This is a genomic window from Staphylococcus sp. GDY8P47P (assembly GCF_016892225.1).
GTDB lineage: Bacteria > Bacillota > Bacilli > Staphylococcales > Staphylococcaceae > Staphylococcus > Staphylococcus borealis.
In genome coordinates this window covers 15,168-40,169 of record NZ_JAFENV010000013.1, presented here as the reverse complement: position 1 = coordinate 40,169, position 25,002 = coordinate 15,168, and the positions used below count along the sequence as shown (strand labels likewise).

General features: G+C 33.4%; 14 protein-coding genes, 2 pseudogenes, 1 riboswitch and 1 other annotated feature. Of the genes and pseudogenes, 3 read left to right on the top strand and 13 right to left on the bottom strand.

Annotation, left to right across the window (positions count from 1 at the left end; all coding sequences use genetic code 11):
- The 6 genes and pseudogenes from JVV30_RS13480 to JVV30_RS04815 form a co-directional block, all read right to left on the bottom strand.
- A pseudogene (locus JVV30_RS13480) lies at positions 1-3,041 on the bottom strand (SasC/FmtB family protein); the annotation flags it as partial.
- 404 nt (positions 3,042-3,445) lie between these two features.
- A pseudogene (locus JVV30_RS13540) lies at positions 3,446-3,536 on the bottom strand (YSIRK-type signal peptide-containing protein); the annotation flags it as partial.
- Between the two features lie 288 nt (positions 3,537-3,824).
- Positions 3,825-10,301, bottom strand: a complete 6,477-nt coding sequence (locus tag JVV30_RS04830) for a SasC/FmtB family protein (protein ID WP_204193582.1) — start codon at positions 10,299-10,301, stop codon at positions 3,825-3,827.
- 226 nt (positions 10,302-10,527) lie between these two features.
- Complete coding sequence (locus JVV30_RS04825; RefSeq protein ID WP_070855356.1) at positions 10,528-10,839, bottom strand: rhodanese-like domain-containing protein; 312 nt, start codon at positions 10,837-10,839, stop codon at positions 10,528-10,530.
- A gap of 21 nt (positions 10,840-10,860) precedes the next feature.
- Entirely contained in the window at positions 10,861-13,275 is a 2,415-nt protein-coding gene (gene leuS / locus JVV30_RS04820; protein WP_070855358.1) for a leucine--tRNA ligase, read from the bottom strand.
- 47 nt (positions 13,276-13,322) lie between these two features.
- Positions 13,323-13,505: a binding site (T-box leader), on the bottom strand.
- 68 nt (positions 13,506-13,573) lie between these two features.
- Positions 13,574-14,764, bottom strand: a complete 1,191-nt coding sequence (locus JVV30_RS04815; RefSeq protein ID WP_070855360.1) for an MDR family MFS transporter — start codon at positions 14,762-14,764, stop codon at positions 13,574-13,576.
- A 109-nt stretch (positions 14,765-14,873) separates the two neighbouring features.
- Here JVV30_RS04815 and mnmL point away from each other — a divergent pair, with 109 nt between their 5' ends.
- Positions 14,874-15,833, top strand: coding sequence for a tRNA modification radical SAM protein MnmL/YtqA (gene mnmL / locus JVV30_RS04810; protein WP_053030526.1), 960 nt, complete (start codon positions 14,874-14,876; stop codon positions 15,831-15,833).
- Entirely contained in the window at positions 15,830-16,390 is a 561-nt protein-coding gene (gene mnmM, locus JVV30_RS04805; protein WP_053030528.1) for a tRNA 5-(aminomethyl)-2-thiouridylate-methyltransferase MnmM, read from the top strand. The genes mnmL and mnmM overlap by 4 nt, the downstream gene beginning before the upstream one ends.
- A gap of 140 nt (positions 16,391-16,530) precedes the next feature.
- Here mnmM and JVV30_RS04800 read toward each other — a convergent pair whose 3' ends face one another.
- Both JVV30_RS04800 and JVV30_RS04795 read right to left on the bottom strand, forming a co-directional pair.
- A complete protein-coding gene (locus tag JVV30_RS04800) occupies positions 16,531-16,932 on the bottom strand; it encodes a transcriptional regulator, SarA/Rot family (RefSeq protein ID WP_070855362.1) in 402 nt (133 codons plus the stop codon).
- Positions 16,933-17,288: 356 nt separating this feature from the next.
- Positions 17,289-18,116, bottom strand: coding sequence for an alpha/beta fold hydrolase (locus JVV30_RS04795; RefSeq protein WP_070855364.1), 828 nt, complete (start codon positions 18,114-18,116; stop codon positions 17,289-17,291).
- A gap of 224 nt (positions 18,117-18,340) precedes the next feature.
- On the opposite strand from JVV30_RS04795, the gene JVV30_RS04790 reads away from it, so the two are divergent.
- Positions 18,341-19,342 (top strand): proline dehydrogenase family protein, encoded by a 1,002-nt coding sequence (locus JVV30_RS04790; RefSeq protein WP_204193581.1) that lies wholly within the window; start codon positions 18,341-18,343, stop codon positions 19,340-19,342.
- 215 nt (positions 19,343-19,557) lie between these two features.
- Here JVV30_RS04790 and ribH read toward each other — a convergent pair whose 3' ends face one another.
- The 5 genes from ribH to JVV30_RS04765 form a co-directional block, all read right to left on the bottom strand.
- Positions 19,558-20,016 (bottom strand): 6,7-dimethyl-8-ribityllumazine synthase, encoded by a 459-nt coding sequence (gene ribH / locus JVV30_RS04785; RefSeq protein ID WP_053030536.1) that lies wholly within the window; start codon positions 20,014-20,016, stop codon positions 19,558-19,560.
- Between the two features lie 11 nt (positions 20,017-20,027).
- The gene (gene ribB, locus JVV30_RS04780; RefSeq protein WP_204193580.1) at positions 20,028-21,209 is read right to left on the bottom strand and encodes a 3,4-dihydroxy-2-butanone-4-phosphate synthase; all 1,182 of its coding nucleotides are present in this window, start codon (positions 21,207-21,209) and stop codon (positions 20,028-20,030) included.
- Between the two features lie 15 nt (positions 21,210-21,224).
- The gene (locus tag JVV30_RS04775) at positions 21,225-21,857 is read right to left on the bottom strand and encodes a riboflavin synthase (RefSeq protein WP_053030540.1); all 633 of its coding nucleotides are present in this window, start codon (positions 21,855-21,857) and stop codon (positions 21,225-21,227) included.
- 6 nt (positions 21,858-21,863) lie between these two features.
- Positions 21,864-22,907: a bifunctional diaminohydroxyphosphoribosylaminopyrimidine deaminase/5-amino-6-(5-phosphoribosylamino)uracil reductase RibD gene (ribD, locus tag JVV30_RS04770; RefSeq protein WP_053030542.1), complete on the bottom strand. Its 1,044-nt coding sequence runs from the start codon at positions 22,905-22,907 to the stop codon at positions 21,864-21,866.
- Between the two features lie 141 nt (positions 22,908-23,048).
- A riboswitch (FMN riboswitch) is annotated at positions 23,049-23,191 on the bottom strand.
- A gap of 153 nt (positions 23,192-23,344) precedes the next feature.
- Positions 23,345-24,835 (bottom strand): FAD/NAD(P)-binding protein, encoded by a 1,491-nt coding sequence (locus tag JVV30_RS04765; RefSeq protein WP_070855370.1) that lies wholly within the window; start codon positions 24,833-24,835, stop codon positions 23,345-23,347.
- Positions 24,836-25,002: the final 167 nt, after the last annotated feature.

Sequence of the window (25,002 nt, the reverse complement as noted above, 5' to 3'; positions counted from 1 at the left end):
TTTTCTTCGTCCGTCGCGTTTGGCGTTTGATCGATTTCTGCTTTCTTTGCTTGCGCTGCATTATCGATTGCTGTTTTTGCTTGTGCTTTTTTCTCAACTGTTGGTTGGACGTGATTAATGGCGTCTGTTCCTTCAGTTTTCGCTGTATCTACGCCTGCGTTATTTGTTGCTTGATCTATCGCATTTTTAGCTGATGTCACTGCTTCATCAACTTTCGCTTTGGCTGCTGCTTTTTCTTCATCTGTTGCGTTTGGTGTTTGATCGATTTCCGCTTTCTTTGCTTGCGCTGCTTTATCGATTGCTGCTTTTGCTTCGTCTTTCTTAACAACCGTTGGTTGAATATGATTGATCGCGTCTACACCTGAAGATTTAGCAGTATCTACGCCTGTGTTATTTGTCGCTTGATCTATCGCATTTTTAGCTGTAGTTACTGCCTCATCGACTTTCGCTTTTGCTGTTGCTTTTTCTTCATCTGTTGCGTTTGGTGTTTGATCGATTTCTGCTTTCTTAGCACGAGCTGCTTCATCTATTGCGTTCTTTGCTTGGGCTTTTTTCTCAACCGTTGGTTGGACGTGATTAATGGCGTCTGTTCCTTCAGTTTTCGCTGTATCTACGCCTGCGTTATTTGTTGCTTGATCTATCGCATTTTTAGCTGATGTCACTGCTTCATCAACTTTTGCTTTCGCTGCTGCCTTTTCTTCATCTGTCGCGTTTGGTGTTTGATCGATTTCTACTTTCTTAGCACGGGCTGCTTCATCTATTGCTGTTTTTGCATCGTCTTTTTTTACAACCACTGGTTGGACTTGATTAATTGCATCTAAACCAGATGATTTTGCTGCATCTACACCGGCATTATTTGTCGCTTGGTCTATTGCTGCTTTCGTATTATTCACTGCCTCATCGACTTTTGCTTTTGCTACTGCTTTTTCTTCGTCTGTGGCATTTGGTGTTCTATCTATTTCAGATTTCTTCGCATTTGCTTGATCTATTATTGCTTGTCTAGCAAGATTCTTTTTAACAGCGTTAACTTGTACATCATTGATTTTGTTAACTGCATTCTCTTTTGCAGTCGTAACATCAGTATTATGCACACCTCGCTCTATATTTAATCGTGCTTGATTAGCAATTTCATCAATTTTTGCTTTCGCTTCATTTTTTTCTTCAATGGTTGCATTAGTATCGTTATCAATTACGGACTTTTTAGAAGCAATAGCCCTTTCTAATTCTTGTTTCATATTATTTCTATGAACTGAGTTAGGTACAATTTGACCAATATGGTTAGTATTTGAAGTTTGAGCTGTTTCAACTAACTGATTAGTTGTTGCATTTCTCACATCATTAGTCGCATTAATGAGCGCTTCATTAACACTTGTTTTAGCTGTTTCTCTTTCTTCAAATGTTGCGTTTGTATCATTCTCAATTTCAACTAGTTTTTCATTAGCTTTATCTTGCAACGCTTGTATCGCTTGTTGCTTAATTGTTGGAATAACATCTATAGGATCAATATCAACTACCGATTGATTCTTTCTTTCTGAAATTTCATTAGTATTAGATGCACTTTCAATATCTCTATTTTTTTCGTCCAAAGTTGCTTTTAAAAGTGTTAAAGCAGCATCTTTTTCTTCTCTAGTCGCATCATTATTATTATTAATTGCTGCTTTACGCGACTCTGCAACTTGATCTATATCTAGTTTTGCTCTTTCTTTATCTAATTTTAAAGTTAAATCATTAATAGTTGCTTGATTTTTTCTTTCACTTATAGGCGTATCATCGTTTTCATTTAAAATTTGACGTGATGCATTTAGAACATTTTGCATCGATGACCAAGCTTCTTGTGAATAATCATGTTGGTTTAAATGCTCTATTTGAGCAGATATTTCATTAAATTTCTCTTGTAAAGCAGTTTTATACATTTCGACAGTAACAGATTGTGTTTCAACATTAATATTACCTTTTCTTTGATCTGATTCAGTTTTTATATACTCGTTATTACCACCATATCTAAAATAGTTATCATCGGCATTCAAACCAAAATCACGACTTCCATTTCTTCTATTCATATTTATACCATCAGTAGCATAAACTAATGTTGCATCGAAATCCTTTTTAATAGGTTCTGAAGTCGGTAATGAAACAGTATAAGCAATGTTTTTAATCGCTCCTGGCTCTATTCTATCTACATTTAATGTTAACAATCTAGTGGATGTATTATAACTTGCTCTAGCATTTTGAGCTGAAATAAATTGAGCTCCTTCTGGTAAAATCACTTTATATTGCGTTTTATTCGAACGGGAGTGTCCTTTATTTTCTAATGCGACATTTAGTGTAGTATTTACTGTAGTTGCAGTAGATGAAGGGGATGTAACTTTATATTGTGTTTCTGTAGTAGTTGCTTTTAAGTATGCACCACTATTTACTTTCACATCTGCTAATCCACTTCCACCAAAATTATTATTACCTTTTAAAAGTCTACCGCCATTTGCACTTTCATAACTTCTTTTTTCATGTGTTTCAAACATAAATCTTAGTCTTGAAACATTGTTAGGCACATTAAATACACCTGTAAATACACCAAATGATTTACCTGCTGTATTAGGTCTACCTGCGTAAAGTAAATCAGTAGGATTATTCGCATCATAGATTGATACTTTAACACCATTGATACCGTGTGTATTACCCATCGAAGTACCCATGAAATTTAGTTAAATTTCTGATCCTGGCGTAACATCTATATCTTGGTATATTGGACCAACAGTCTTATCTGCTGCTACCCCACTAACATTACTTGGATATTTGGATAATACTGCAGCAATTTTATTTTTAGTTTTATCAAAAACATAAGGATTATAGGGCGGTAATGCTTTAGGTCCCCATATAAGTGGTATTACTGTTTGATCGTTATCTTTGACATGCCATCCTGTAATCTTACTTGCCTGATTCATTTCAGACACAGTTTGATTCGTAGGAATAACTGCTCCATTAGACGTATCCGTAAAAGTACCGTTAACAATTTGACCAGAATTGGTTTCATTTAAACTCATTTGATCTTGATTATTTGTAACAATTGTATCAGTAGAACGTTTAGTTCTTTTATGTACTAAATTATTTTTATTTACAGTAATATGATTACTTTCATTTTTCAAAAGATTTTCAGTAGTTGGATTGCCTTCATTAGAAACCGTACTTTGATTGTTATCTCTAGATAAGTTGTTTGTTTCTCGATTATCTATGTTTTTGGGATCATTAATATTTTCTACTTTAGATTTAATTTCATTGTTAATCTTTTGATTAGTTACTAAATCGTTAACAGATCCATTATTATTTTCAGAATCTATGTATTTATCATTATTATTTATTGATTTATCAATGGTTTGAGATTTAACATTTTGTGAGGTAGTTTGCGAAGAATTACTTTCTTCCTCTTGAGTTGCTGCATGACCTGGGTGTGATAAGAAAGTCAGTGTAGCTATAACAGTGGAAAATATTCCTACACTAAATTTACGAATACTAAATTTCTGTTTTTTAAAAAGATTCATTATTGTCCTCCTTGATGTTCTTGTCTTGTTGTAATAGTAATAATGAATAATAATGAGTGTTGCTATTAAATTGTATGATATGATTTTATGCAATTGTTATCATACTTTTTATAATATCATCAATCATTTAAAATAACCAGAATAAATTTTTCATTACATAAGATTTTCACATAACATAAATCTTTAAAAAATTATATTTTAAATCATTATATGCTTTTTGCAAATGAATACTAAAAAAAATCAGACCCCACAATTTTGTGAAGTCTGATTTCCAATTTAACTCATTGATCAATTATTTTCTTTGTTTCTTTTTCTATTTTTCAAGAATAAGAATAAACCACTTATCAAAGCTAAACCTGCTAAAGGTGATTGATTTTGACTTTCTTTACCAGTACTTGGTAATTTAATAGACCCTTTGTTGTTACCTGAGCTAGTATTATAATTATCACCTGAATTATTATTATTTCTATCTCCACCATTATTATTGCCACTTGGTAAATATTCCTTACCTTTTGAACTTAATGGGTTAACTTTTTCAATATCTTCAATAGCTTTATTTGTAATTGCATCAACGTCGTTGTTATTAATATCATTTTCCAATTTTTCTAAAGCATTTTTAACAATTTCATCAATCATGTTTTTAGCTTTATTTTTTTGTTCATCTGTTAAACCATTTAGATTATCAATTTTAGCTTTTTGTTTTCTCGCTATATTTAAAATATTTTTTCTAGCCTGTGGCTTTTTAACAATTTTGATTTTAACTTCTTTTATTTTAGAAGTGAAATTAACTTGAACTTTATCAACATCGTCATTAGTATTTGCATTATCTATTGCTCTATTAGCCTTATCAATTATTTTATCAACCTCTGCTTTTGCTGCATCTTTTTCTTCTTTAGTTGCATTGTGATTTTTATCGATTTCGGCTTTCTTAGCTTTTGCTTGATCTAAAAGCGTTTGTTTCGCAACAGTTTTCTTAGTAGTATCTGGTTGAATTTTTTTGATAATATCGCTACTACTATTTTTAGCTTGATCTACTTCGTCATTTGTAGTTCCTTGATCTATATTATCTTTTGCTTTTTTAGCTTCTTCGTCGACTTTAGCTTTTGCAGTGTCTTTTTCTTCTTTAGTTGCATTGTGATTTTTGTCGATTTCGGCTTTCTTAGCACGTACTAATTCATCGATTGCTTTTTTAGCTTCGTCTTTTTTCACTACTTCAACTACAACACTATTAATGCCATTTGTTCCTTTATTTTTAACCTGATCAACATCACTATTTGTAATAGCTTGATCTATTTCTTTTTTAGCTTTAGTGACTTCTTCATCTACTTTAGCTTTTGCTGCATCTTTCTCTTCTTTTGTTGCATTTGGTGTTTGATCGATTAACTCTTTTTTAGCTTTAGCTACTTCATCTATAGCATTTTTAGCTTCAAACTTTTTAACTGTTTCAGGTTCAATTGGTGTTATAGCTGTATGGCCGTTATTTTTTGCTTGGTCAACTTCGTCGTTAGTTGTTGCTTGATCTATAGCACTCTTAGCTTTAGTAACTTCTTCATCTACTTTTGTTTTTGCTACATCTTTTTCTTCTTGAGTTGCATTTGTGTTATTATCAATTGCTTGCTTCTTAGCTTTAGCAACTTCGTCAATTGTACGTTTTGCTTCTGACTTTTTAACTATTTCAGGTTGAATAGATGTAATAGTATTAACGCCTTGAGTTTTAGCTTGATCTACATCATTATTTGTTGATGATTGGTCAATGCTATTTTTTGCTTTTGTTGCTTCTTCATCTACTTTTGCTTTTGCCGCATCTTTCTCTTCTTTAGTAGCTTCTTGATTTTGATCAATTTCGGCTTTTTTAGCAGTCACCGCTTCATCGATTGCTTGTTTTGCCTCTGCTTTTTTAACAACTTCTGGTTGGATTTTTGCTATAGCTGAAGCGCCGTTTGTTTTAGCTTGATCTACATCATTATTTGTTGATGATTGGTCAATGCTATTTTTTGCTTTTGTTGCTTCTTCATCTACTTTTGCTTTCGCTGCGTCTTTCTCTTCTTTAGTAGCTTCTTGATTTTGATCAATTTCGGCTTTTTTAGCAGTCACTGCATCATCAATTGCTTGTTTTGCTTCTGCTTTTTTAACAACTTCTGGTTGGATAGATGAAATTGTTGTTTCACCTGATGTTTTAACTTGATCTACATCATTATTAGTAGAAGCTTGATCAATCGCTGCTTTTGCTTTTGTTGCTTCTTCATCTACTTTTGTTTTAGCAGCATCTTTTTCTTCTTGAGTAGCATTTTCATTATTATCAATTTCTTGTTTTTTAGCTGATACTGCCACATCGATTGCTTGTTTCGCCTCAGCTTTTTTAATAGTTTCTGGTTCTATTGAAGAAATTATTGTAGTTCCATTCGTTTTTGCTTGGTCAACATCATTATTTGTAACGGCTTTATCTATAGTTGATTTAGCTTTTGTTACTTCTTCGTCAACTTTTGCTTTGGCTGCGTCTTTCTCTTCTTGTGTAGCATTAGAAACTTGGTCAATTTTAGCTTTTTTAGCTGTAGCAGCATCATCGATTGCTTGTTTCGCCTCAGCTTTTTTAATTGCTTCAGGTTGAATTTTGTTAATAGCAGATATTTCATTATCTCTAGTTTCATGTACAGCATCATTAGTGCTTGCTTGATCAATAGCTTGTTTTGCTTTAGTTGCCTCTTCATCTACTTTTGCTTTGGCTGCGTCTTTTTCTTCTTGTGTAGTAGTGCCATCTTGATCAATTGTATTCTTTTTAGCTGTTACAGTTTCATCTATTGCTTGTTTTGCTTTAATTTTTTCAATTGACTCTGGTTGGATATTATGAATCGTATTAACACCATTGTCTTTTGCTTGATCTACACCATCATTTGTTGTTGCTTGATCAATTGCTGCTTTGGCTTTAGTGACTTCTTCATCCACTTTTGCTTTGGCTGCATCTTTTTCTTCTTGTGTTGCTGTAGGGTGTTGGTCAATTTCTTGCTTCTTAGCAGTTGCTGCATCGTCAATTGCTTGTTTCGCTGTAGATTTTTTAACTGCATCTACTTGAATACCTGCAATTGTAGTAGTTTCTGAATTTTGAACTTGATCTACATCATTATTAGTATTTGCTCGCGTAATTGCATCCTTAGCTTTTTGTACTTCAGCATCTACTCTTGCTTTGGCTGCGTCTTTTTCTTCTTGTGTAGCGGTTGGATGCTGATCAATTTCATTTTTCTTAGCTATCGCTGCATCATCGATTGCTTTTCTAGCGGCAGCTTTTTTAACAACATCAGGTTGAATAATTGATATTGAATTAGTACCTGAGTCTTTCGCTTGATCAACACCATCATTTGTTGTTGCTTGATTAATCGCTGTTTTTGCTTTTGCAACTTCAGCATCGACTTTGGCTTTTGCTGCGTCTTTCTCTTCTTGTGTAGCGTCACTATTATTATCAATTTCTGCTTTCTTAGCAGTTGCACTATCATCAATTGCTTGTTTTGCTGATGATTTTTTAATTGTATCTGGTTGGATACCTTCAATAGTTGTTACACCAGATGATTTAGCCTGTTCTACTTCATTATTTGTATTAGCTTGATCAATCGCTGCTTTGGCTTTTGTAGCTTCAGCATCGACTTTGGCTTTTGCTGCTTGTTTTTCTTCCTCTGTAGCATCGTTAACAGTATCAATTGCTGCTTTCTTAGCAACAACTTCATCATCAATCGCTTTTCTTGCTGCTGCCTTTTTAACGACTTCTGGTTGGATACTAGCAATAGATGAACTACCATTATTTTGTGCTTGATCCACACTATCATTAGTAGTTGCTTGTGCTATTGCTTGTTTTGCTGTTGTAACAGCTGCATCGACTTTAGCAATTGCTGCATCTTTCTCTTCTTGTGTTGCATCAGGTGTATTATTAATAGCTTCTTTTTTAGCAGTTGCAGCATCATCAATTGCTTTTCTTGCTGCTGCTTTCTTCACAGTGTCAGGAAGAATTCCAGAAATAATAGCAGTATTGCTGTTAGTTGCTTCATCTACCGCACTATTAGTAGTTGCAGCATCAATTGCAGCCTTTGCTTGTTTTGCTGCTTCATCGATTTTAGCTAAAGCGACATTCTTCTCTTCTTGAGTAGCCTCATTATTATTGTTGACTAATGCTTTTTGATTTAAGACTGCAGTGTCAATCGCTTGTTTTGCAGCAGGTTTTTTAGCTATTTCAGGTTGAATATTATTAATTGTACTAGTACTGTGCGCTTGAACTTCATCGACACCATCATTATTTGTAGATTGATCAATAAGTCTATCAGCATTTCTAACTTCATCTGTGACTCTTTGAATCGCAGCGTCTTTTTCTTCTTGTGTTGCATCACTAATTTGATTAATTAACGCCTTTTTAGCTTCTGCAGCTTGGTCAATAGCCTTTTTAGCATTTGCTTTTTTGATTACATCAGCATCAATACTATTAATAACGTTTGTTCCATTAGTTTGAGCTTGGTCTACATCATTATTTGAAGTTGCTTGATCAATTAATGCTTTCGCCTTGTTAGCTTCTTCAGTTGCTTTTGCCATAGCCACATCTTTTTCTTCTTGTGTTGCATCATAATGACTATCGATATAAACTTTGCGCTCAGTCAATGCCGCTTCAATAGCTTTTTTCGCTTCTGCTTTTTTAGATGCAGTCACATTAATTGTGTTAATTTGAGCGATTTTAGCTTCTTTTGAAGGAGCGATATCACTACTAGTAGTTAAATTATCAATTTCACCTTTTGCTTCTGTGTATTTATTTTGTAATTTAGTTAAAGCGACTTGTTTTTCTTCAGTAGTAGCTTCAGTGTTACTATTAATGACATTTTCTCTAGCTTTAGCAGCTTTATCAATATCAAATTTAGCTTTTGCTTTTTCTAGGTTTAATAATAAATTATTAATTTCGGCTTGATTCTTTCTATCTGTTAATGGTGTTGATTCAGTTTCATTTTTAACAACTTTTGCATTTGTGAGTGCTGTTTGAAGATTGTTCCACGCCTCCGTAGAGTAATCATTTTGATTTGCTTGAGCAAGTTCTGTTTCAATCTCACTTATTTTATTATTGATAGCATCTTTATACATAAAGACAGTTACAGATTGTGTTGGTGCATTCGTAGTACCTTGTCTTTGATCACTTTCAGCAATAATAAACTCATTATTACCACCATATCGAAGGTAGTTATTATCACCAGGTGTTTGCGTAGCAAGGTCTCTTGAACCATTTTTTCGGTTCATGTTAATACCTTCAGTTTGATAAATCAGATTACCGTTAAAATCTTTTTTAATTGGAACTGAAGTAGGTAATGATACAGTATAAGATATATCTCGTGTAGAACCAGCGTCTATTGGATTAATATTAAGTGTCAACTCTCTTGTATCTTCATTAAATGAACCTGTTGCATTTTCTGCAGTAACAAAAGTAGCCCCTTCTGGTAAAACAACTTTATATTGAGTTTTGTTAGAACTTGAGTGTCCTTTATTCTCAATAGAAAAATTTAATTTAGCATTGACATTAGGTGATGACGCAGAAGTAGAGTGTGCTTGATATTCTGTTTGAGCTGCACTTACTTTCAAGTAAGCACCGGTATTCACAGAAACGTCGGCAACTACACCACCACCAAAGTTATTAGGGCCTTTAAGTAAACGGTGACCACTGTAAGTGTCATGACTAACATTCACTAAAGATTCGAATTGAACTCTGATTCTTGAAATATTATCAGGTACATTAAATACCCCTTTAAAAATACCAAAAGGTTGGCCACTCGTTTTAGGTGTACCTTTATATAATAATGTTGAAGGATTATTAGCATCATAGACATATAAACGTGCACTATTAAATCCAGATACGTTCCCCATAGATGTACCAATAAAATGGAATTGTAATTCTGAACCTGGTGTAACATCGATATCTTGATAAATCGGTCCTACACTATTATCTGGTCTACCATATGATAAGTTATCGCTATATTTAGATAATACAGCACCAATTTTGTTATTAGTCTTATCAAATGTAACATACGTATATGATGGTAAAGCTTTAGGTCCCCAAACTAGTGGAATTTGTGTTTGTTGACTATTGACTACTTGCCATCCTGGTATTGTACTTGCAGCATCCATAGCTGATTCTGTTGCTGCAGTAGGAAGTTCCGCACCGTTAGATGTATCAGCGAAATTACCATTAATAATTTGACCTGAGTTTGTTTCATTAATTGCCATTGGATCCTGCTGCGATTGTGTATTTGAAGTCGCATCACTGGCATCACGTTTCACTCTTTTATGTTTAGCCGTATTACGCTTTTCATTTGATGACGTTTTTTCTTCTGATAATGGTTGATTAGTGTCAACATTATGATCTTTAGACTTTGTCTCAGCTAAATCTTTGTTTGAATTTTTATTGTTACTTAAAGTTTCAGACTTGCTCGATTTAGCACTTGTATCATCAACTAAGTTTTGTTTTGGTGCAGGATTATTATCTGCTTTCGTTTCCACTTTAGAAGGTGTGTTGCTTGTGTCTTCTTTAGATTTTACTTGTGAAGATGCATTGTCAGGAGCAGTTGATTTTTGATTAGTATCATCTGTACCGCTTGTTTCAGTAACCTTTTGTTGAGCAGATTGACTTTGCTCATCCAATTCAGCTGCATGTCCTGTATGTGTGATAAATGCTAATGTAGCAATCACTGTTGAGAACGTACCAACTGTAAATTTACGTATACTGAATTTTTGTTTTTTAAATAGATTCATTAAATATCCTCCTTGTAGTCTGATCTTGATGTCCTTGATTTAATGAATTAGTCAAAATATAGTCTAAATCCTATTTGACCATTTACGGAATTATTCTATCACTATTAATCATTGTACGCTAGTGTATTTTAAATTATTATGATAAATATTTTATAAAATATAATTTAGTCCTCTTAAAAATCAAAAAAGCGACTGACATTTGAATTTGTCAGTCGCTTATGCATGATTAAATACTATTTATTTCTGTACCTGCAGTGCCCCATTCGTTCATACCACCTTCTACATTAATAGCATGAATATCATGGTCTTCTAAATATTTCACAACTTTTGCACTACGCATTCCAGCTGCACAGATAATATAGTATGTGTCTTTGTCATTAAAATAATTTAGGTTATCAGGAATTTGATCCATTGGAATTGTTTTAGCTCCAGGTATAACTCCCATTGCAGTTTCTTCGTCAGTTCTAACATCCACAATGTTAACTGGATTAGATTCTAATACTTTCTCTTTTAATTGATCTACTGTAATAGATTCCATTATTAAAACTCCTTTTAATTATTATTTAGCAACAATATTTACTAATTTTTGAGGCACAGCAATCACTTTTTTAATGTCTTTACCCTCTATAGATAGTTTAACATTTTCGTCTTGTAATGCTAATGCTTCCATCTCATCTTTAGACGTGTCTTTAGGAATATTCATTTTGGCTCTAACTTTACCGTTAACTTGGACAACAATTTCTACTTCTGCATCAACTAATAATGATTCATCATAGGTTGGCCAAGGTTGGTAAGTAATCGTATCATCATTACCCAATCTGTTCCATAATTCTTCACCAATATGAGGCGCAATTGGTGCTAACATTTTAATGAAACCTTCTGCATATGGTTTATAAATAGTTTCTGATTTATAACACTCGTTAATAAATACCATCAATTGGCTAATAGCTGTGTTAAAGTTCAATGAATTAAAATCTTCTGTTACCTTTTTCACAGTTTGGTTAAATACTTTATCTAATTTAGTGTCATTGTTTTCAACTACTTTATCTGTTAATGAACCATCTTCATTAATGAATAATCGCCATACACGATCTAAGAAACGTCTAGAACCGTCAAGTCCATTTTCACTCCATGCAATCGCAGCATCTAATGGTCCCATAAACATTTCATATAAACGTAATGTATCAGCACCATGAGAATTGACAATATCATCTGGGTTAACTACGTTGCCTTTTGACTTACTCATTTTTTCATTACCTTCACCAAGAATCATACCTTGATTATATAATTTTTGGAAAGGTTCTTTAGTTGGAACAACACCTAAGTCAAATAAAACTTTATGCCAAAATCTTGCATATAATAAGTGTAGTACTGCGTGTTCAACACCACCAATGTATAAATCAACTGGCAACCAGTGTTTTAATTTTTCTGGATCAGCTAACATCTTACTATTATGAGGATCGATATATCTTAAATAATACCAACAGCTTCCTGCCCATTGTGGCATTGTATTCGTTTCACGACGACCTTTCATGCCAGTTTTCTCATCAACGACATTTACGAATTCATCAATATTAGCTAATGGAGATTCTCCAGTTCCTGAAGGTTTAATTTCATCTGTTTCTGGAAGTAATAAAGGTAATTCATCTTCTGGCACTGTAGTCATAGAACCGTCTTCCCAGTGTATAACTGGAATAGGTTCTCCCCAATAACGTTGTCTACTGAATAACCAATCTCTTAGTTTGTAGTTTACTTTCTTTTCGCCTGCACCTTTAGCAACTAATAGTTCAATTGCTTTAGAGATCGCCGCTTCATTATCTAAGCCATTTAATTCACCTGAATTAATATGTTCACCAACACCTGTGTATGCTTCTTTTTGAATATCTCCACTAGCAATCACTTCGTTAATTGGTAAATTAAATTTAGATGCAAATTCATAATCACGTTCGTCATGCGCAGGTACAGCCATGACTGCGCCTGTACCATAACTAGATAGTACATAATCTGCAATCCAAATTGGTAATGTCTCACCTGATAACGGATTGATAGCGTATGCACCCGTAAACACTCCTGATTTATCTTTTGCTAAATCAGTACGTTCTAAATCGGATTTTTTTGAAGCTTCTTCTTGATATTGTTTAACCGTTTCAAGTTTATCGGCAGACGTAATTTTATTTACTAAAGCGTGTTCAGGACTTAATACTAGGAAAGTCGTACCATAAATTGTGTCCGGTCTTGTAGTAAACACATCAATACTTTCATCACTGTTATCTACTTTAAAAGATACGCTTGCACCTTCAGATCGGCCAATCCAATTACGTTGCATATCTTTAATAGATTCAGGCCAATCCAGTTCGTCTAAGTCTTCTAATAAACGATCAGCATATTCTGTAATTTTTAGTACCCATTGTTTCATTGGACGTCTATAAACAGGATGTCCTCCACGTTCAGATACACCGTCCACTACTTCTTCATTAGACAATACAGTACCCAATGCTGGACACCAGTTAACAGCTACTTCATCAACATAGGCTAATCCTTTATTGTAAAGTTGAATGAAAATCCATTGCGTCCATTTATAATACTCTGGATCTGTCGTATTAACTTCTCTATCCCAATCATAACTAAATCCTAATTCTTGAATTTGACGTTTAAACGTTTGAATATTTTGTTGTGTAAATTCTCTAGGGTCATTACCCGTATCTAAAGCATATTGCTCTGCCGGTAAACCAAACGCATCCCATCCCATTGGATGAAGAACGTTATAACCTTGCATACGTTTATATCTAGATACAATATCCGTAGCGGTATAACCTTCAGGGTGTCCGACATGTAAACCTGCTCCTGATGGATACGGGAACATATCTAACGCATAAAATTTCTTTTGACCTAAGTTATCGCTTGTTTTAAAAGTTTTGTTGTCTGCCCAATAATTTTGCCATTTTTTCTCAATTTCCTTATGATTATATCCCAAATCTATTTCCTCCTATAAATAAAAAAACATCTCTAACTATTATTTATGATAGGGACGACGAATAGCCGCGGTACCACCCTAATTCACATATTATGTGCACTTTATAATAGTAAGAGATGTTTTAAATTTAATTATTTAACGGTAAGTTCACTTAATTCTTAACACTAGTTCTCACCACCACTAGCTCTCTGATGAAAAGTATTTAAGCTACTACTCCAATACATTTTAATATTATGAGATTCAAGCAGTAATTGCAAGTAGTAGTTATTAATTTATTTCAACTTACACTTAAATATAGTTACTGTCTTGAACGTTTTGATTGTGCTCTTTTAGGCAGACCCTTATCAAAGATTGAAAGGAAAATAATTCCAATGATTAATAAAAGCATGATACCGATAAACATTGCACTCATGTTAAACGTATCTACTAATAATCCACCAATCAACGGACCAAATGCCTTACCAACAGTTGATGCTGAATTGACAACACCTTGATATTGACCTTGTTTACCTTCAGGTGCTAAATAGTTAGCGATTGTTGGAACAGCAGGCCATACAAACATTTCACCAAACGTTAAAATAATCATTCCGATTAGAAATACAGTAAATTGTTCTGCAAAACTAGTAACAAAGAATGACAACATAAAGATTAAAATCCCAACAAACATTTGATGTTTTAAGTTTCCTTTTAATAACATAATCGCTGGTCTTATTAACGGTTGCGCAACTAAAATCATAATACCATTCACTGTCCATAATACGCTATATTGAGACATTGAAATATTTAATTCTTGCGTGAATGATGCAATTGTTGTTTCCCATTGAATATAAGCAATCCAACAGATAGCAAACATGACACATAATAATAATAGTGCAATAAACCGTTTTTTGTTTTCTTTATTGTGAATATCTATACTGTCGGGTGTTCGAAATTTAGCATGATACTCAAGATTGAACTGCGTTATTGCAACAATTGCAAATAAGACGTACATGATTAAGTTAGCTAAAAAGATATAATTAAAACTTAATTCAGCCACGAAACCACCCATTGCTGCGCCCGTTGCTACACCAATGTTTTGAGCTAAGTAGATAGCATTAAATGTTGTTCTTCCCCCATTAGGCCAAACGGCACCAGCCATTGCATATATTGCGGGAACTATCATACCTCCACCAAAGCCTAACAGTACTAACCAAACTGCATACCATGGCCATCCATGGAAGAAGTTTAAGAGTGTCGTACTTATTAAACAAGTCACAGTACCAATCATAATTGTTCGATAGCCGCCTAATTTATCGAATAATGAACCCCCTAATAAATTTCCGACTACCATTCCAAATGAATTAACCATTAGAACAATCGCAGCAATTGTCAGGCTCTTACCCAGCTCTTCTTTCATATAAATTGTGTTTAAAGGCCATAAAAAGCTAGAGCCAGTTATATTCAGTGCCATACCTATAACTAGCCACCATACTGATCTAGGTATATTCATACTATTAGTCCCCTCTTTATATTTTTGTTGAACCACATTAAACACTATAACATTAAAGTATGTTAAAATCTTTACTTAGAACTAAGTTAGATAGAAAGGAAAATGTGTTATGGGTAACTATTTCCCGTATGCCTTTGAAAATAAACGATATCATACATGGAATTACCATTTAAAAAATAGATTTGGGCAAAAGATTTTTAAAGTAGCGCTGGACGGTGGATTTGATTGTCCTAACCGTGATGGCACAGTTGCACATGGTGGTTGTACATTTTGTTCAGCAGCAGGAAGTGGCGACTTTGCCGGTAATAGAGCTGATCCAATTGAAGTTCAATTCCAACAAATTAAAGATAGAATGCACGAAAAATGGAGCGAGGGTAAATATATTGCTTATTTCCAAGCCTTCACTAATACGCATGCACCAGTAGAAGTATTAAAAGAGAAGTATGAGCCTGTCCTTAAAGAAGAAGGCGTTGTTGGTTTGTCTATAGCAACACGACCAGATTGCTTACCAGATGACGTTGTAGACTATTTAGCAGAACTTAATGAACGTACTTATTTATGGGTAGAATTAGGTTTACAGACTGTCCATCAAGAAACATCTGATTTGATTAACCGTGCACATGATATGCAAACTTATTATGAAGGTGTGGCAAAGTTAAGAAAACACAATATTAATGTTTGCACACATATCATCAATGGATTACCAGGAGAAGACTATCAAATGATGATGGAAACAGCTCGTGAAGTAGCGCAAATGGATGTTCAAGGTATTAAAATCCATTTACTTCATTTATTAAAAGGTACGCCAATGGTTAAACAGTATGAAAAAGGAATGCTTGAATTTATGTCTCAAGAAGATTATACCAATCTAGTTTGTGATCAACTTGAGATTTTACCTCCAGAAATGATTATACATCGAATTACTGGAGATGGTCCTATCGACTTAATGGTTGGTCCAATGTGGAGTGTTAATAAATGGGAAGTTTTAAATGAAATTGATAATGAATTAGCAAGACGCGAATCATATCAAGGTAAATATTATCAAACTGAAGAAAAGGTCAAATTATGAAATTAGAACGTATTCTCCCCTTTTCGAAAACGTTAATAACTGAACACATTAATTCGCAAAGCATCGTCATTGATGCAACTTGTGGCAATGGTAATGACACGAAATTCCTTGCGCAACAAGTTCCAGAGGGTCACGTATTCGGATTTGACATCCAAGCATCTGCTATTCAATCCACTTATGAAAAGGTAAAAACATACGATAACGTAACGCTCATTCAAGATGGCCACGAGAATGTGCAACAACATATCGATTCTAACTATAAAGGTCATATTGATGCCGCCATCTTCAATCTTGGGTATTTACCTAAAGGAGATAAATCTATCGTTACGAAACCAGAAACTACTATCAACGCGATTAATAACATCTTTGATTATTTAAGTGTTGAAGGCATTATCGTATTAGTTATCTATCACGGCCACCCTGAAGGTCAAATTGAGAGAGACGCTTTATTAACGTTTCTAGAAGCATTCGATCAAAATAAAGCACATATTCTTAAATATCAATTTATGAATCAAGTGAATCATGCACCCTTCATTTGTGCCATTGAAAAACGTTAGCTTTAACATCTAACAAGAAACCTAACATTCTTAATAAGAATACAAAAAATCCACTCCAAAAATATTAATTACGGAGTGGATTTTTTATATAACACGCTTATAGTATAAGTCAATATGACATCAAACTGAGATTTGATTACTTAAACACGCATTAATAAATTTAAACTGTTTTCTAATATTTCATATCGTTTTTTTATAGTTGCGGTAATGAAATCTAACAGTTCATTTTTCTGTTCTTGTTTAGCTTCATTAAAATGTATAATTACAGTACGTTCATCATCCAAAGGACGTTCTTTAAAAATCCATTCAGAGTGAACCAATTTATTATATGTACGGGTACGTTTATAAGACTTAATATTAACGTAACTATCCATTTCTTTCAGCGTCATAGGACCTTTGTCCCATAAAGTAAGTAAAATTAAAACCTCTTCTTTAGTTAAATCATAAGTTTCATATATTATTTTAAAAATTGAATTGATTTCCTTACAGACTTCTTCAAGCTGTAATATCATTGAAACATTCTCTCCTGCTTGATTACTCATGCTGCTCCCTCCCTAACCGATTGTACACATTCTGATTTTAAAATGATTAAATTATCTGTCACTATATATTTACCCAATTATCACTATTGTAATTAAACAATTTATAATAGCTCCCAAAAATTAACTTACATTAAAGCAAATGTTAAAATACTTTAAATTTTAAACTCTAATAGACAAATATATAATTAAATTATTAATGATATACTATTTACATTATATTATATTTTTACTTATCTTTAAAAGTTATTAACTTACTATTACTAAATTAACTTATTCAATCAAACAATTGCATTATATTTAATTAGGTGTTTAAAAAAAGCTAACCAACAAATTAAATCATTGGTTAGCCAAATGTATCATACTTCTTCAATTTCTTCTTCATTAACAATAAAGCCCATAGTATTCACACTGTTATTTAAAAATGTTAAAACATAGCGCATCACTTGATCACGTTCAGGTTCATTATGAATCTCGTGATAGAGCCCTTGCCAAACTTTATAATAAAATTCATTCGTGCTAAGTTTATTTTTTAATTCTTCTAAAGAACGCAATTCTAATATTTTATCTTCTGTGCCATACATGAGTAATGTTGGCATTGATTGGATGTCTTTCAAATGCTGTACTGTATCTTTCATTGTTTCTAGAACTATGTTATACCATTTATAAGTTACCTTTCTTAACATTAAACCATCTTGATTTGTTTCATCAATTACTTCATCATTTCGTGTTAAGTCTTCAGGTTCTATACCTAAGTTGAAGCGTGCATCCTTAGAACCTTTACCAATATTAGAGATAAGCATATCTTTGCGCGTTTTATTGTTTCTTTTAAATTCTAACAATGGAGAAAGGAGTAACATACCCTCGATAGGCAATTCTGCTTTTTCAAGTACATTTAATAATATCAATCCACCTAGCCCGACGCCCATAACGAATGTAGGAATTTTATATTCATTTGCGATTCTAACCCATTCCAACAGCGTTTCATGGTAAATATCAAAATGCTCGAGTTGCCCTTTACTCGCTCTAGAAGTTTGACCTTGGCCAGGTAAATCACCCATGATTACGTGATAGCCATTACGTCTTAACATCGTAATGACATAAGCATATCTACCAGTATGCTCTAAGATATTATGCACTATAACAACGACACCTTTAGCATCATGTTCAGTTTCCCATTTCCACATATGTTTGATTCCTCTCTAACTTATATTTCAATAAATGTATTATATCAGATTATCTGTTAAGTCTGGTGTAAATCTGAGACACAATCTCATTATAAATATTGTTCAACAATGTAATTATACTCTTTTTTATAGTATTCAGATAATTGAAAACGCTTTCTACTATGTAATATTCATGCTAAACTATTATTAAATTATTAGTTTAATGTAATTTGGAGGAATGGGATATGTCACTTTTCAAAAATTTTTTTATTGCATTATCAAATAGCACATATTTAAATGAAACTGCCAAAAAAGTAGGTCCGAAAATGGGTGCTAACAAAGTTGTAGCTGGCAATACGATCGAGCAACTAATTGATACAATCGAGAGACTCAACGATTTAAATATTGCTGTTACAGTAGATAATCTTGGCGAATTTGTTGGAACGGTTGAAGAAGCAAATCAAGCAAAACATGAAATTTTAGAAGTTGTGCAAGCCATTAAAGATTATAATGTCGATGCACATATGTCAGTAAAATTAAGTTCACTGGGTGGTGAATTTGATACAGAATTAGCCTATAACAATTTAAGAGAAATATTACTTAAAGCTAATGAATTCAATAATATGCATATTAACATTGACACTGAAAAATATGACAGTTTACAACAAATCGTAGAAGTACTAGATCGTCTTAAAGGGGAATTCAGAAACGTTGGTACTGTAATACAAGCTTATCTTTATGATGCAGTTGATTTAATTGATAAATATCCTAATTTACGCTTAAGATTAGTCAAAGGTGCTTACAAAGAGGATCAACAAATCGCTTATCAAACTAAAGAAGAAATTGATGAAAATTACATAAAAATCATCGAAAAACGACTTTTAAATGCTAAAAATTTCACTTCTATCGCTACACATGATGACCAAATTATTAACCATGTTAAACAATTTGTTAAATTACATAATATCGATAAGGATCAATTCGAATTTCAAATGTTATATGGATTCCGTAGCGAATTAGCTGAAGAAATTGCACGACAAGGATACCATTTCACTATTTATGTACCATATGGTAATGACTGGTTCGGTTATTTCATGCGTAGATTAGCTGAGCGTCCACAAAATTTAGCACTAGCATATCAAGAGTTTGTCTCAACTAAAACATTGAAGAAAATTGGTCTTTTCACTAGTTTAGGACTTGGAGCAGCCTTTATAATTTCAGGTGTAACTAAACTTATAAAACGATAAGTCCGGGACAAAAATAATATAATGAAGCTATTTTGCAAATTCGCAGTAGCTGACTGAACTGAGAAGGCCGTTAAATCAAGCTTTTCTCAGTTCAAGTCATACTTGCGGGCGGGGCCCCAACAAAGAGAATTTCATGAAGAAATTCTACAAGCAAAGCAAGTTGGGAGTGGACGACGAATTTAAAAGAATTCTGTCCCACTCCCTATCATTTCAAATTAAAACTGTTTTAATAAATTAGCCATTTCAATCGCACTCACTGCCGCTTCGGCACCTTTATTTCCTGCTTTAGTACCCGCTCTTTCAACTGCTTGTTCAATACTTTCTGTTGTTAATACACCAAATATAACTGGTGTATCACTCACGTCATTTGCCTTAGAAACACCTTTAGCTACCTCATTACATACATAATCATAATGAGATGTTGCGCCTCTTATAACACAACCTAAAGTTATAATTGCGTCATATGCACCTTTTTGGGCAAGTTTTTTTGAGACTAATGGAATCTCAAATGCACCAGGGACATATGCAACATCTATATTACTCTCTTCAACACCATGACGTACGAGTGTATCTTTCGCACCATCTAATAGACGATTGGTAATGAAATCATTAAAACGACTTACTACAATTGCTACTTTTAAATCTGTTCCTACTAATTTACCTTCAAAGTTCATATTTATTCCTCCTAAATTAAATGACCCATTTTGATTTTTTTGGTATTCATATACTCATGGTTATATTCAGTTTCTGCCACTATAATTGGTGTACGATCCGCAACTGTAATACCATATTCAGATAAACCTTCAAATTTTTTGGGATTATTACTTAACAAGTTCACTTGTTGTACATTAAAATAATTTAATATTTGTGCTGCAATGTGATAATCTCTCAAATCTTCATCAAAACCTAAAGCTAAGTTAGCTGTTACTGTATCATGACCCTGTTCGATCAATTCATATGCTCTTAGTTTATTTATTAACCCTATCCCTCTACCCTCTTGAGGTAAATAGATAATTAAGCCACCATGCGAATGAATATATTTCATTGCCGCTTCTAGTTGTGCACCACAATCGCATCTTTGACTATGGAAGATGTCACCTGTTAAACAAGCGGAGTGAATACGTACATTTTCAGTCGCACGTGGTTTACCCTTAGCAAGTACAACAATTTCTTCATTAGTTAATGGTGATTCAAATCCATACATTTCAAAAGAACCGTAATCTGTTGGCATATTTACCTTTGCTTTCAATTCAACATTAGCGTTTTTGTCCTTCTGGTATTTAACTAAACTTTCAATTGTAATCATTTTAAGGCCATGACGTTGTTTAAATACTTCAAGTTGTTCACCTTTAGCCATAGTGCCATCTTCGTTCATAATTTCGCATATTACACCAGCAGGCTTAGCTTGCGTAAGTTTGGCTAAATCAACAGCCGCTTCAGTATGACCGGTACGTTCTAATACACCCTTTTCCTTAGCAATGAGTGGAAATAGATGACCAGGTTTATGAAAATCCGACGGTGTAGATTCAGGATTAATTAAGGCACGTGCCGTTGCCATTCGGTCAAATGCACTTATACCAGTTGAAGTTGTTACATGATCAACACTAACTGTGAAATTCGTTCCAAAGTCATCCGTATTATGGTCAACCATCGTTGTTAGATTTAATCTTTGAGCTATATCTTTACTAATTGGTGCACAAATTAATCCTCTACCTTCTTTTGCCATAAAATTGATGGTATTATCATTCATCCATTGCGTAACAGCAACCAGGTCACCTTCATTTTCACGATCTTCATCGTCCACTACAATAATACTTTCACCACGTTGTAAAGCATTTAGTGCATCTTTTATCTCATCAAATTTCATTTAATCTTACGCCTCCTAAAATCCAAATGCTTTCAGCTTATCTAATGTAAGTTCTGATTCATTTCTACTCATCATTCGCTCAACGTATTTGAAAAGAACATCCGTTTCTAGATGAACTGAATCTCCTTTTTGCTTGGAAGATAAAATCGTTGAACGTCTCGTTTCAGGTATTAAATGAATATCAAAACTATCATTCCGAAGATCGAAAACAGTTAAGCTTACACCATCTACAGTGATAGAGCCTTGCTTAACCATTTGTTTAATAATCCTTGGCGATGCTTTAATCGAAACAATTCTTGAATTAGATGTTTCGTTTACATGCGTAATCACACCTTTATCATCGACGTGACCTAAAACGAAATGACCTCCAAAGCGACCATCTCCTGGCATTGCGCGTTCTAAATTCACTTCATCATTTTGCTTAATTTGTGATAAGTATGTTTTATCTTCAGTACCTTTAATAACTTGTACCGAAAAATAGTTACTTGTAAAATCAATTACCGTTAGACATGCACCATTCACACTAATAGAATCACCAATGTGCATGTCTTCTACAATCGTTTGACAAGCAATATCCAGTGTTCTAACTGATTGATGCGTACGAATATTCTTGACAGTACCAATTTCTTCAACGATACCTGTAAACATGAGTTGTCACTTCTTTCGCAAGATCATTTTTAAGTTTTGATTAATTAATTCAGTAGAAATAATTTCAAATTGCGTGGCGTGGTTTAAATCAATGACATCATTTGTTTGATAGAATTGATTTTTCCCAGAACCACCTATTATTTTCGGGGCGTAATAAATAATAAGTTGATCGATAAAATGTGTTTGGAGAAATTCCGAAGTTACACGAGGTCCAGCTTCTATTAATAACTTACCAATACCTCGCTTATAAATATCTTTTAAAATATCTTTTAATTTACATTCAGTTAAATAGATAATTTTGACATTTGCATTTGGACTTTTAAGATGCTCATTTTCTGTGTATATCCAAACTTCGCTAGAAGAATCTTGGAACAATTGCTTTGTAAAGTCAATGTTGCCACTTCTTGATAAAACGATTCGAATAGGATGTTTACCGTTTGGAATACGCGTCGTATATTGGGGATTGTCAGCGTTAATTGTGCCATTACCCGTTAATACAGCATCATGCGTATGTCTTAAATGATAAACATCTTGTTTCACATCTGAATTTGTAATCCATTTGCTTTGACCCATATCAGTAGCCTGTTTACCATCTAATGATACAGACACTTTCATCGTGATTTCAGGTAGTTGTTCTGACTTAGCTTTGAAAAAGTCACGATACAACGCAGCTGCATCTTCAGTGTATTGATATTCAACTTCGATGCCAGCTTGTTCTAATATTGCATCCCCTTCAGAAGGTAATGTTGTATCTTTAACAGCGTAAACAACTTTACTTAGTCCAAATTCTATAATTTTATTCACACATGGTGGTGTTGAGCCAAAGTGCGTACAAGGTTCTAACGAAATGTAAATCGTTCCACCTTTTGCATTTTCTCCAGCCATATCAAGTGCTTGTACTTCCGCGTGTTTATCACCTTGTTTAAGATGTGCACCCAGTCCGACAATTCTGCCGTTCTTGACTACGACAGCACCCACTGGCGGGTTAACACCCGTTTGACCTTCAACCATTTGTGCGAGTTGTATTGCATAATTCATAAAATAACTCAATTCATCACCTCAAAATAAAAATTCCCTATACCAATAAAACAATTACAGGCATAGGGAAATTAAATATATGTTCAAATAAGCTTACAACATTTCTTAAATGTGTATGCTAAATAAGCGTCATTATAACTTAAATTGACGTCTCGATTCTTTCTCCCATCCAGACTTTCACTGTCGGCTCTAGACTTTCACTAGATCAGCCATCAAAGTAGTTAACCATATACTTTGACAGGTCGCAGGCTTAATTTACTGCCGGTTGGGAATTGCACCCCGCCCCGAAAGAATTCATATGAAATTGTGATTATTAGAGTTAATGTAGTTTGATTACTACACTAATCATCATACGCTTATTGTTTAAAAATTACAAACCGTCTACGCTATATAATATTAAACAGTGTAACCATTGATGCAATTTAGTCATTTAAGTGTAAACATGCACTTTAAGCATCGACGTGATCAAACTTACTTTGATTGTCGTACATATAGTTGACAGAACTTACTGCTTGATCAACAATCATCTTCACACCATTTCTTAACTTGTTAACACCGTTCGTCACTTGTCCAATGGCAATCATATTATTTAATGTTCCATATCTTGGGCTAATGACTTGATTCGTTTCTGGAATAATTTGAATACCGCCCATTGGGTGCGGCTGAACGATTTGTCTATTTTGAAGGTTCAGTATAAGCTGATCTTCGTCATCTAAATCTGACAAATGTGTTTTGGATCCAGTTGAATTGATTATGACATCATATGGTTTAGGTTGTCGCTCATCTTTAAATGTTAATAAATAACCGTCATCTGTATGTTTAATATCCTCTAATCCTCTTTTAATAATAAGTGATTGATTACGTATGAGTTTAATAATTAATTGTGCTGTACGTGGTGGCATTGGATTCGAATTTAATTGAATATGTTTTGAAAATCGCTTATCAAAGGCTTGCTGATCTTCTCGACTGAAACTATTCCATATCCAATTCAAATTCTCTTTAACATTTTCAATTAAACTTTGAAATACTCCAATTTCATTTGCACGTTCGAGATCATATTGTAAATCTTTAATTGTATTACCAGTACGTCTATGTATTAATTTATCTAACTGTATATTACGGTCTTCACATTCTTGTTGAAATAATTCAAAAGCGATTTCTAATGGAACATTTCCAAAATGTTTTCCTTTTAGCTCATTAAACTTTTGTTTAGTTAAATATTTAAATTCAATATCAACCATATTCCCTCTTACACTTGGCAGATGTGCTGAACGACTCGTCATAGTAATTGGCAACTTAGGATGATGTGTAGCGACATATCTAACAACATCTAAACTAGCTAATCCAGTTCCAATTATGGCTATATCATCTGATTCTGAAACTTCATCCAATGTATTATATGTAGGATAAGGTGTTTGAATATATCCTTTTTTACCTTTTAATTGATACGGATCATGATAAGCGAAAGTACCTGTCGTTAAGAAGATATAGTCGTATTCTTTCCATTCACTCATATCTTCTGATGTACATACAAAATATTTTAATGTCGTCTCATCTATTTCTGAATTTGTAAAAATTTCACGAACTGGACGTTTGATAACCGAAAGATTATCAAATAATAGGTCAAAGTTAGATAGATAAGATTTCATATAATGACCAAACACAAATCGAGGTAAGTACTTAGGATTATCAAATTTAAACTCTGATTGTTCTTGATACCAATTCCAGAATTCTTCATCATCATCTAAATTTAAACTCATCTGCTTTGTTGGCAAATTGATGAGTAACTGACTACTGTCATTTTGAAATGGCACACCTTGTCCCATATTCTTTTCATTATCATAGACATCTACCTCTAAATATTTAAATGCTTCATTTTTGACTAACTGTCTTAAAACACTCACACCAGCCGTACCCATTCCAATTATAGCTACACGCATATATCATCATCCTTCTTTATTACTTTAAAAAGACTTTTTAATATATCTATTATATCAATATCATAAATCGCTTAAAATAATTTATACTCATATGTTATTATCATCATTTTTCTTTTAATTCAGCAATTATGGTAGTATTAAGTTATTGAGGTGAACAAAAATGAAAT

Coding starts and splice junctions, on each gene's coding strand:
- JVV30_RS04815 (WP_070855360.1), bottom strand. CDS start 14,764: ATGAATATACCTAGATCAGTATGGTGGCTAGTTATAGGTATGGCACTG.
- ribB (WP_204193580.1), bottom strand. CDS start 21,209: ATGAAATTTGATGAGATAAAAGATGCACTAAATGCTTTACAACGTGGT.
- JVV30_RS04800 (WP_070855362.1), bottom strand. CDS start 16,932: ATGAGTAATCAAGCAGGAGAGAATGTTTCAATGATATTACAGCTTGAA.
- JVV30_RS04775 (WP_053030540.1), bottom strand. CDS start 21,857: ATGTTTACAGGTATCGTTGAAGAAATTGGTACTGTCAAGAATATTCGT.
- JVV30_RS04795 (WP_070855364.1), bottom strand. CDS start 18,116: ATGTGGAAATGGGAAACTGAACATGATGCTAAAGGTGTCGTTGTTATA.
- JVV30_RS04765 (WP_070855370.1), bottom strand. CDS start 24,835: ATGCGTGTAGCTATAATTGGAATGGGTACGGCTGGTGTGAGTGTTTTA.
- JVV30_RS04825 (WP_070855356.1), bottom strand. CDS start 10,839: ATGGAATCTATTACAGTAGATCAATTAAAAGAGAAAGTATTAGAATCT.
- ribH (WP_053030536.1), bottom strand. CDS start 20,016: ATGAACTTTGAAGGTAAATTAGTAGGAACAGATTTAAAAGTAGCAATT.
- mnmM (WP_053030528.1), top strand. CDS start 15,830: ATGAAATTAGAACGTATTCTCCCCTTTTCGAAAACGTTAATAACTGAA.
- mnmL (WP_053030526.1), top strand. CDS start 14,874: ATGGGTAACTATTTCCCGTATGCCTTTGAAAATAAACGATATCATACA.
- JVV30_RS04790 (WP_204193581.1), top strand. CDS start 18,341: ATGTCACTTTTCAAAAATTTTTTTATTGCATTATCAAATAGCACATAT.
- JVV30_RS04830 (WP_204193582.1), bottom strand. CDS start 10,301: ATGAATCTATTTAAAAAACAAAAATTCAGTATACGTAAATTTACAGTT.